A 7,827-nucleotide genomic window follows, 5' to 3' on the forward strand; every position below is an offset into this window, starting at 1 on the left:
CGAGCGAAGTCGAGAAACGATAGCTCCGGCGCAAGGGCTTCTCGACTTCGCTCGAAGCGAACGGAGCCTGAGCGGTTGCATGGCGAGCTTAAACCCACTAAGTGCGCCTCCGCATTCCGTGACACGGATACCGCGACGGCGTTCCCTATGAGCGCCAACGCTGGCCGACGAGGTTTCGTCCGCCGGCGTTTTTCGCGTTTCCGTGCCTGCGGTGTTGGAGTGAGCAAATGTTCGAGACTCTGAGCGAAAGACTGGGCGGCGTTTTCGACCGTCTTCGCGGCCGCGGAGCGCTGAGCGAGAGCGACGTGCGCGCGGCGATGCGCGAGGTCCGCATCGCTCTGCTCGAGGCGGACGTCGCGCTGCCCGTCGTCCGCGATTTCGTCGACAAGGTCACCGAACAGGCGGTCGGCGCGCAGGTGCTCCGTTCGGTCACGCCGGGCCAGCAGGTCGTCAAGATCGTCCATGACGCGCTGGTCGAGATGCTCGGCGCCGAAGCGTCCGAACTCGCGCTTGACGTCACGCCGCCGGCGATCGTGATGCTGGTGGGCCTGCAGGGCTCGGGCAAGACCACGACGACCGCCAAGCTCGCCAAGCGCCTCAGCGAACGCGAGCGCAAGAAGGTGCTGATGGCCTCGTTGGACGTGAACCGTCCGGCGGCGCAGCAGCAGCTCGCGACGCTTGGCGAGCAGGTGAAGGTCGCGACGCTGCCGATCGTTCAGGGCCAGCCGCCGGTCGAGATCGCGAAGCGCGCACTGAATGCCGCGAAGCTGCAAGGCTTCGACGTGCTGATGCTCGACACCGCCGGCCGGCTGCACGTCGATCAGGCGCTGATGGACGAGATGAAGGCGGTCGCGGACGTCGCGAACCCGCAGGAAATCCTGCTCGTCGTCGACAGCCTGACCGGTCAGGACGCCGTCAACGTCGCGCAGAGCTTCTCGGCCCAGGTGCCGCTCACTGGCGTGATCCTGACCCGGATGGACGGCGATGCGCGCGGCGGCGCGGCGCTGTCGATGCGCGCTGTCACGCAGAAGCCGATCAAGTTCGCCGGCACCGGCGAGAAGATGGACGGGCTGGAGGCCTTCCATCCGCAGCGCGTTGCCGGCCGCATCCTTGGCATGGGCGACGTCGTCAGCCTGGTCGAGAAGGCGGCGGAGAGCATCCAGGTCGAGGATGCCGAGCGTATGGCCGCGAAGATGGCCAAGGGGCAGTTCGACATGAACGACCTGCGCGCACAGCTGGCCCAGATGCGGCGGATGGGCGGCCTCGGCGCGCTCGCCGGGATGATTCCGGGCATGAAGGCGGCCAAGCAGGCGATGGCGTCCGGCGCGGTCGACGAGAAGATTCTGGTGCGCATGGATGCGATGATCGGCTCGATGACGCCGAAGGAGCGCGCCAAGCCCGAGCTGATCAATGCCAAACGCAAGATCCGCGTCGCCAACGGCTCCGGGACCACGGTGCAGGAGGTCAACAAGCTCCTGAAGATGCACCAGGAAATGGCGAACGCCATGAAGAAGATCAAGAAAATGGGCGGGCTGAAGGGCCTGGCCGCGATGTTCGGCAAGGGCGGCGCGGGCGCGGCGGGCCTGCCCGGCGGCATGGGCGACATGCTGAAGGGCCCTCCCGGCGGGCTTCCCGGCCTTGGCGGCGGAGCGATGCCGCCGATCCCTGGCAACCTGCCGCCCGGTTTCGAGAATTTCCTGAAAAAGAAGTGATTTAGACGAAAGGACTGAAGACTATGGCACTTTCCCTCCGACTGTCGCGTGGCGGCTCCAAGAAGCGGCCTTATTACCGCATCGTCGTGGCGGACGCGCGTTCGCCGCGCGACGGCCGCTTCATCGAGAAGATCGGCACCTACAACCCGCTGCTGGCGAAGGATTCGCCGGAACGCGTGAAGCTCGACGCCGATCGCGCCAAGCATTGGCTGAGCGTTGGCGCGCAGCCGACCGACCGCGTGCTCCGCTTCCTCGACGCCGCCGGCGTCAAGGAGCGCCCGGCGCGCAACAATCCGAAGAAAGCCGAGCCCGGCGAGAAGGCCAAGGAGCGCGCTGAGGAGCGTGCCACCAAAGCTGCCGAGGCCGCCGAAGCAGCCGCGGCAGCCGCTGCCGCCCCGACGCCGGCCGAAGAGCCCGCCGCCGAGGAAGCGACGAGCGACGCGACCAATGAGGGTGTGTCGACCGAGCAGCCGGCCGAAGGCAATGCCGAAGCGCCGACCGGCGCCGACGAGCCGCAGTCGACCGACGAACCGGCGGAAGGCTGATCGGACGCGGGCGTAAAATGTCCCGTTCGTTTCGAGCGAAGTCGAGAAACGCGTGCTTCGGCGCGGTCGCTTCTCGGCTGCGCTCGAAGCGAACGGATTTTTTTGTGCTTTCTTCCCTCTCATGAAGCGCGTCACCCTCGCCGCTGTCGCAGGCGCGCACGGCCTGAAGGGCGAGGTGCGGCTGAAGCTGTTCACCGACAGCGCCGACAGCCTGAAGCATTACGCCAGCTTCGACGCAGCCGGACGCACGCTGACGCTGGCCGCCGTCCGCCAGGCCGGGGCAGGGGCGATCGCGCGCTTCAGGGAAATCGGGGATCGCACTCAGGCCGAGGCCTTCCGCGGCACGGCCCTGACCGTTCCGCGCGAGGCGCTGCCTCCACTGGAGGACGGCGAATATTATCACGCCGACCTGATCGGGCTGCCGGTCGTCACGCCCAATGGTGATTCGGCCGGCATCGTCACGGCCGTCGAGAATTTCGGCGCCGGCGACGTGCTCGACATCGAAAAGCCGGACGGCAAGAGCTTCATGGCGCCCATGCATGCCGTAACGGTTGAGCCCGACCGGCTGGTGATCGACCCCGTCTTCATCGTCTAGCCAATTTGACAAGGCGCGCGGGGCTCCCGCACTGCTGCAGTGCACAAGAGGGAGGTGACGCGTGGTCGATCGGGTCGAGCGTTCCGGGCTGCAGGTCGCGCGTGTGCTGGCCGACTTCGTCGAGCAACAGGCACTCCCCGGCACCGGCCATGAGCCGGAACCCTTTTGGGCGGGCGTCGCCGAGATTTTCGCGCGTTATGTGCCCGAAAACATCATGCTGCTCGCGAAGCGCGACGCAATCCAGGCGCAGCTCGACGACTGGCATGAAGCGCGGCGCGGCCAGCCGATCGACCAGGACGAGTATCAGGCTTTTCTGCGCGAGATCGGCTATCTTGTCCCGGAGCCGGCGCCGTTCGCGGTCGGCACCGACAATGTCGACGACGAGATCGCCCGCACGGCGGGGCCGCAGCTGGTCGTGCCGTCGCTTAATGCCCGGTTCCTGCTGAATGCGGCCAACGCCCGCTGGGGCAGCCTCTACGATGCGCTCTACGGGACCGACGCGTTGCCCGGCAGCGCGAAGCCGGGCGGATACGATCCGGAGCGCGGTGCCCAGGTGATCGCGCAGGCCAAGGCTTTTCTTGAGCAGACGCTGCCCGGCTGGGAAGCGGCGCTGGAGGGCGGCGCGCACCCGCTGCTGGCCGGCCGGGCGGACAAGTCGCTGCTGTTCCGCCACAACGGCCTTCACATCGAGCTGCTGATCGATCGCGACCACCCGATCGGCAGCGACGATCCGCACGGCCTTGCCGATGTGATCCTCGAATCCGCCTTGACCACGATCGTCGATCTGGAGGATTCGGTCGCGGCCGTCGACGCCGACGACAAGGTCGTGGCCTATGCGAATTGGCTGGGCGTGCTGCGCGGCGACCTGGAGGAGACGTTCGAGAAGAACGGCCGTCCTATGACGCGCCGGCTCAACGCGGACCGCGAATATACCACGCCGAACGGCGGCCGATTCACGCTGCCCGGCCGGGCACTGCTGTTCGTGCGCAACGTCGGCCACCTGATGACGACGCCGGCGGTTATCCTGCCGGACGGAACGGAAGCGCCCGAAGGCATTCTGGATGCGATCGTCACCAGCCTTTGCGGCGTGCACGACCTGAACGGGCTGGGTCGCTTCCGCAACAGTCGCGCCGGGTCGATCTACATCGTGAAGCCCAAGATGCACGGCCCCGACGAAGCGGCTTTCACCAAACGGCTGTTCGACGCGGTCGAGGACCTGCTCGGCCTTGCGCGCCACACGATCAAGGTCGGCGTGATGGATGAGGAGCGGCGCACCTCCGCCAATCTCGCGGCCTGCATCCACGCAGTGCGCGACCGGATCGTCTTCATCAACACCGGCTTCCTCGACCGCACCGGCGACGAGATCCACACCTCGATGCAGGCCGGCCCGATGATTCCCAAGGGCGAGATGAAGACGAGCGCCTGGATCAAGGCCTACGAGGACAGGAACGTTCGCATCGGCCTCGCCTGCGGCCTCAGCGGCAAGGCGCAGATCGGCAAGGGCATGTGGGCCGCGCCCGACAAGATGGCCGACATGCTGGAGCAGAAGGTCGGCCATCCGAAGAGCGGCGCGAACACCGCCTGGGTGCCGAGCCCGACCGCGGCGACGCTGCACGCGCTCCATTATCACCAGGTCGATGTATTCGCGGGGCAGGAGACGCTGAAGGGCGAGGCGCCGCCGCCGCTCGACGCGCTGCTGACGATCCCGCTCGCGCTCGGCCGCAACTGGACCGAGGAAGAAATCCGGCGCGAGCTCGACAACAATGCGCAGGGCATCCTCGGCTATGTCGTGCGCTGGATCGATCAGGGCGTCGGCTGCTCAAAAGTGCCCGACATCAATGATGTCGGCCTGATGGAGGACCGCGCGACGCTACGCATCTCCAGCCAGGCGATCGCCAATTGGCTGCTGCACGGCGTCTGCACGGCGGAGCAGGCCGACGCGGCGCTGTTGCGCATGGCAGCGAAGGTGGACGCGCAGAATGCAGGCGACCCGCTCTACCGGCCGATGGCGCCCGATCCGGGAAACAGCATCGCGTTCCAGGCCGCCCGCGCGCTGGTCTTCGAAGGCGTCGCCCAGCCGAATGGCTACACCGAACCGCTGCTGCACCGCTTCCGGGCCGAGGCAAAAGCGCGCCAGGCTGCGGGAACTACTGCTTCATAAACACTGGAACCTTGCGCGGAACTCCCCTAGCGAGTGCGCGGATGGGAGTTCGGCGTGCCGGATTGGGACGGATCGCGGCGCTGGCATTGGCCGGCGCGTCGTCGCTCGTCTGTGCCCAGACCTATGGGCCGGCGGCGGACCCGGCCGCCGCGGCTGGCGCTACGGTGGCGGTGCCGCCCGGCATCGCGCCTGAGCTTGCGAGCATCACCGAGCGCGCGATCGACGCCAATCCGTCGATGCGTGCCGCGCGCCTGAACAATCGCGCCGCGGCGTCGGATATCAGTGCGGCCCGGTGGCAGCGCGGGCCCAGCGTCTCGGTCGGCGCCTTTGCGTTCGAGGGCGGCAGCCAGTTCGTGCGCGGCGACAACGTCACGGCCAATGTGACGGTCGATCAGCCGATCTATCAGGGCGGCCGGATCGAAGGCGGGATCGACCGCGCCAAGGCCTCCCGGCGTCAGAGCGAGGCTGTCACTGATGAGACTGCGCAGGATATCGCGTTGCGCGTGACCGGCGCCTATTTCGATTATCTGCTCGCCTCCCGGCGCGTGCAGGCGCTCGACCAGGGTTTGGCCGAGCATCGCGCGCTGGTCGGATCGATCGAACGCCGCGTCGAGCAGGAAGTCAGCCCGCGCGTCGATCTGGAGCTGGCCCGGTCGCGTACCGCCCAGCTGATGGAGCAGCAGACCACCGCGAACGCGCAGGCCGACGCAAGCCTGCAGCAATTGCGTGTGCTTCTGAACGACCCGAGCTTCACGCCCGCAGCGCCGCCGAACTACGACCCCGCCGTCCACCACCCGAGCGAGGCGCGCGCGGTGGAGGAGGCGACGATGTGTTCCCCGACGCGCCGCCGGCTGCAGGCGGCCGCCCTGGTCGCGCGCGCCGACCAGAAGCTCGCCCGGTCGCAATATCTGCCGCACCTCTCCGCCCAATTTTCGAGCAATGAAGTGACGGGCGAGCGGGTGGGGCTGTCGCTCACTACCTCGACCAATGGCGGGTTGTCGCCGTTCATCGCGGAACGCGCCGCGCGGACCCGGCGCGAGGCCGCCGAAGTGCAGGTCGGGGCGGCCGAGCAGGACGTGCAGACGCAGCTGGCCGCCGATTTCGCCGAGAACCGCGCCGCTCGCGCCCGCGTCGAGAGCAGCGAGACGGCCGCCGTCGCCGCGCGCGGCGTCACCGATTCCTATCAGCGCCTGTTCGTGGTCGGCCGCCGCTCCTGGCTCGACGTGATGAACGCGGCGCTCGAATCCATCCAGGCCGATGTGGCAGTGCAGGACGCGGAAGTGAGCGCGATGGCGTCGGCCGCGCGCATCCAGCTCCGCACCTGCCGCTGGCAGCCCGAACCGCAGGTCAGCCGTCCATGAGTGTATCGCTTCTCGTCCTGATCGAGCGTCTCGCGCACGAACGCGGCGCCGATCTGCCGCCGGACTGGATGGGCGCCCCGCTGGATCCGGACGTGCTGGCCGGAGAGGACGGTCTCGCGGTCCTCGCCGAAAATGCCGGCTGGGAGACGCCCCGCCGCGTGGCCGGCCGGCCGCGGGCCAACCGCTTTCCGTTGCTCGCCTTCTCGCCCGAGGAAGGGTGGCTGGTCGCGGAGCAGATGGAAGGGCATGCCCGGCTGCGGGTGTGGGACGGCTCGGCACGGTCGATCCCGTTCGATCCGGCCATCCTGCTGTTCGACGTGCAATTGCCCGAGGCAGCGGCGGCGCGGACGCACAATTCCGCATTCGACGTGTTCTGGCGTGCATTGCTGGCGCGAAAGGACGTGCTGGTCGCCGCGACGGTCGCCACCGTCGTCGCCAATGTCATCACGCTCGCGACCTCGCTCTATTCGATGCAGGTCTATGATCGCGTGATCCCGCGGTCCGGCTATTCGACGCTTTGGGTGCTGACGGTCGGCGTGATCGTCGCGTTGGCGATCGATTTTGCGCTCAGGACCACGCGCGCGCTGATGATCGAGCGCGAATCGGCGCGGATCGATCAGGACGTCTCCGAATATTTCTTCGCCCGTGCACAGGCGGTGAGGCTGGACGCACGCACCGGCGGCGTCGGCACGATGGCGGCGCAGTTGCGCGGGCTCGAACAAGTTCGGGCGCTGATGTCATCCGGCTCGCTGTTCCTGCTCGCCGACCTGCCGTTCGCCCTGTTCTTCATGCTGGTGATCTTCGCGCTTGGCGGCGCGCTGGCGCTGGTGCCGCTGATCAGCCTGCCGATTGCGCTCGGCGTCGCGATCGGCTTGGCGCGGATGATCCGCAAGGATACCGACCGGGCTCAGATCAGCAGCAATCTGAAGAACGGCCTGCTCGTCGAATCGATCGACGCGGCGGAGACGCTGAAGGCCAATCGCGGCGACTGGCAATTGCTCTCGCGCTGGAACCGGCTGATCGAGGAAATCCACGCCTCGGAGGACCCGGTCAAGCGCTGGACCTCGACCGCCGGCTCGATCTTCTCGACGCTCCAGCAGGTCGCCTATGTCGCGCTGATCGCTTTCGGTGCGGTCGAGGTCACGCACGGCAAGATGACGATGGGCGCGCTGATCGCCTGTGCGATCATCGCCGGCCGGGTGAACGGGCCGCTGGTCACGCAGCTGCCCAGCATGATCGTGCAATGGGGCTATTCGCGCTCGTCGCTGCGGATGCTCGACAACATCCTCCGCCTGCCGACCGACGAGGATCCCGACGTGCAGGGCCTGCGCCCGAGCGCTTTGGGCGGCAGCTTGCGGCTGGAGGGCATGCGCTTCTCCTATCCCGGCGCGCGCGAGGGCGTCGATGTTCCGCGTCTCGAAGTCCGCGAAGGCGAGCGGGTGGCGATCGTCGG

6 protein-coding genes are annotated in these 7,827 nt (G+C 67.8%); all 6 read left to right on the top strand.

All coding sequences use genetic code 11. The features are described from left to right. Nucleotides 1-227: 227 nt before the first annotated feature. Complete coding sequence (gene ffh, locus VFT73_RS15070) at nt 228-1,712, top strand: signal recognition particle protein (protein ID WP_326412915.1); 1,485 nt, start codon at nt 228-230, stop codon at nt 1,710-1,712. A 23-nt stretch (nt 1,713-1,735) separates the two neighbouring features. After that, nucleotides 1,736-2,257 carry a 30S ribosomal protein S16 gene (gene rpsP / locus VFT73_RS15075; RefSeq protein WP_326412917.1) on the top strand — a complete coding sequence of 174 codons (522 nt, stop codon included), beginning with the start codon at nt 1,736-1,738 and terminating at the stop codon, nt 2,255-2,257. Between the two features lie 121 nt (nt 2,258-2,378). After that, complete coding sequence (gene rimM / locus VFT73_RS15080; protein ID WP_326412919.1) at nt 2,379-2,852, top strand: ribosome maturation factor RimM; 474 nt, start codon at nt 2,379-2,381, stop codon at nt 2,850-2,852. Between the two features lie 61 nt (nt 2,853-2,913). Beyond that, entirely contained in the window at nt 2,914-5,013 is a 2,100-nt protein-coding gene (locus tag VFT73_RS15085; protein WP_326412921.1) for a malate synthase G, read from the top strand. A gap of 41 nt (nt 5,014-5,054) precedes the next feature. After that, nucleotides 5,055-6,374 (top strand): TolC family protein, encoded by a 1,320-nt coding sequence (locus VFT73_RS15090; RefSeq protein ID WP_326412923.1) that lies wholly within the window; start codon nt 5,055-5,057, stop codon nt 6,372-6,374. Further along, nucleotides 6,371-7,827: ABC transporter transmembrane domain-containing protein (locus VFT73_RS15095; protein WP_326412925.1), on the top strand; the 1,457-nt coding region annotated here is incomplete at its 3' end. The genes VFT73_RS15090 and VFT73_RS15095, both read left to right, overlap by 4 nt.

Origin of the sequence: Sphingomonas sp. (assembly GCF_035758555.1) — a bacterium.
Taxonomy (GTDB): Bacteria; Pseudomonadota; Alphaproteobacteria; order Sphingomonadales; family Sphingomonadaceae; genus Sphingomonas_B.

What these genes read in the sequence shown, in the direction of transcription:
- rimM (WP_326412919.1), top strand. Translation starts at nt 2,379, where the DNA reads ATGAAGCGCGTCACCCTCGCCGCTGTCGCAGGCGCGCACGGCCTGAAG.
- rpsP (WP_326412917.1), top strand. Translation starts at nt 1,736, where the DNA reads ATGGCACTTTCCCTCCGACTGTCGCGTGGCGGCTCCAAGAAGCGGCCT.
- VFT73_RS15090 (WP_326412923.1), top strand. Translation starts at nt 5,055, where the DNA reads ATGGGAGTTCGGCGTGCCGGATTGGGACGGATCGCGGCGCTGGCATTG.
- ffh (WP_326412915.1), top strand. Translation starts at nt 228, where the DNA reads ATGTTCGAGACTCTGAGCGAAAGACTGGGCGGCGTTTTCGACCGTCTT.